At 74.9% G+C, this 2,129-nt stretch carries 2 protein-coding genes; both read right to left on the bottom strand.

Translation table 11 applies throughout. From position 1 onward, the window contains the following. On the bottom strand, positions 1–1,231 hold a 1,231-nt coding region (locus VJR25_RS14525; protein WP_324116250.1), incomplete at its 3' end, for a serine/threonine-protein kinase. Further along, a partial coding sequence (locus VJR25_RS14520; protein ID WP_324116249.1) for an FHA domain-containing protein occupies positions 1,228–2,129 on the bottom strand: 902 nt, incomplete at its 5' end. The genes VJR25_RS14525 and VJR25_RS14520, both read right to left, overlap by 4 nt.

The following is a 2,129-nucleotide window of genomic DNA, read 5'->3' as shown; positions in this document are numbered from 1 at the left end:
ACGTTGTCCTCACCTGCACGCCGGCTCGGAGATTCTTCCTGCGGCGGGCGACGGTCTCGTCCACGGACGCCGGGCCCGCGAACGGCGACGGCAGGACGGGAGCCGCAGCCGCAGCGGAGCCGCGCAGCACCGTCTCGTCGGTCGGCGGCGAGCCCCACACCGGCGGCACCGCGGACGTCGCGGCCGGGACCGTCGGGGCGGTGTACGCGGGCTGCGTGGGGCCGGTCGCCTGCCCGGGCCGGGTCGTCGCGGATGCGCGCGTCGCACCGGCGGCGGGAGAGGTCTGCGGATCGATCGAGACGACGCCGCGCACGCGGGTGAGCCCGTCGTCCTCGTCCTCCTCGACCTCTTCCGGCAGCCCGTCGTCGAGGATGTCGACCGGCGTGACGCCGAGCGCCAGCTCGATCTGCACCTTCTGCAGGGCGCGGGCGAACGCGAGAGCGGTGTCGAAGCGGGCGCCGGCGGGCTTGGACATCGCCCGATCGAGCGCGCCCCGGAGGGATGCCGGCACGTCCTGCCGGTCGATCGCGGTGAGCGGCTGCGTCTCGATGCGGTGGATGAGGTCGGCGGCGCCGTTGCGCTGGCCGGGGACCTCGAACGGGGAGCGCCCGGCCAGCAGCGAGTACACGGTCGCGCCCAGGGCCCAGACGTCCGACCGGGCGTCCGAGAACGGGATGTCGCCGAACGACTCCGGAGGCGACCACGGGATCGACAGACCCGCCGACTCGGCGGCCGCATTCGTCGTGGAGGCGATGCCGAAGTCGGTGAGCGCGGGCCGGTTGTACTCGGTGACGAGGATGTTCGCCGGCTTGATGTCCCGGTGCAGCACGCCCGCGCGGTGCGCCGTCTCCACGGCCCCGGCCACCTGCACGCCGACGCGCAGGGCCTCGGCGACCGAGAACCGCTCGCGCCGGTACCTCACCTGCAGGTTGGGCTTGGGGCAGTACTCCATCACCAGGTACGGGCGGCCGTCGTCCGCGACCCCGGCCTGGTAGATCGTCACGATCGCGGGATGCGTGGACAGCATCGCCATCACGTTCGCCTCGGCGGTGAACTCCTCCACCGCGCCGGACGCCATGCGCTCGGTGAGCAGCACCTTCACGGCGACACGGCGCTTGGGGAGATGCTGCTCGTACAGGTACACGTCGGCGAAGCCGCCGGACCCGAGCACGTCGATGTAGGTGAAGCCGGGCAGGTCGGGCGGGGCGGCGGGCCGGCGCTTCGGACTCACGAGAGCGCCTCCACGGCGACGGTGATGCCGTCTCCCAGGTCGATCACGTCCCCGGCGACCGCCACCGTCGCCTCGCCCGGGTGCAGGCGCGCGGGCGCGGCGCCCGGGCGCACCAGCATCGTGCCGTTGGTGGTGTGCAGGTCGGTGACGAGGATGCTGTCGCCCTCCACCCGGAACTCGACGTGGCTGCGTGAGATGTCCTGCTGCGGCGAGTCGACGGCGACCAGGTGCGGCAGGTCGGTGCCGGCGACGCGCGTCGACCGCGGGCGCCGTCCCACGATGACGGTGCGATCCAGCAGCACGGACTGCCCGTTCGACACCCGCAGGCGGCCGGGCGCCGACGGGCGGGCCGGAGCCAGCGGAGGGATGCTGTCGATCGCCGGAGCCGAGTCCCCGCGCAGAGCCCGCAGCTGCGCGACCGAGACCGTCTGGCCGTCGTGGTCGCCGGGCCGGTCCGCCGCAGCCGGTGCGGCCGGGGCTTCGGCGGCTTGGTCCTCGTCCGGACGCACCGCGGCATCCTCCACCGAACGCAGCACGGTCGCGCCCCACAGCTCGTCGTAGCCGGTGGTCGTCGCGGCCGGGACCGGCGACGCGTCGGCGGGGGACACGGTGGTCTCGCGGGGCAGCAGCGTGTCGAGGGATGCCTCGGGCGGGGCGGACGGGTCGAGGTCGGGGGCCGGGATCGCGGCGGCCAGCCGCGACCAGGCGCCCTGCGCGCGGGAGGCGGGCTCGGGTTCGGGCTGCGCGGGGGCAGTGGGGGTTGGGACGAGAGGTGTGGGGACGGGAGGCGTGGGGACGGCGTCCTCGCGCACCTGGCGGGACGGCGACACGGATGCCGCGGATGCCGCGACGTCCGTGCGGCCCAGAACGACGGCCGAGACCAGGGCGGCGCCGTCGG

The organism is Microbacterium sp. (genome assembly GCF_035277845.1).
Classification (GTDB): Bacteria; Actinomycetota; Actinomycetes; order Actinomycetales; family Microbacteriaceae; genus Microbacterium.
This window is presented reverse-complemented; position numbering and strand designations above follow the sequence as displayed.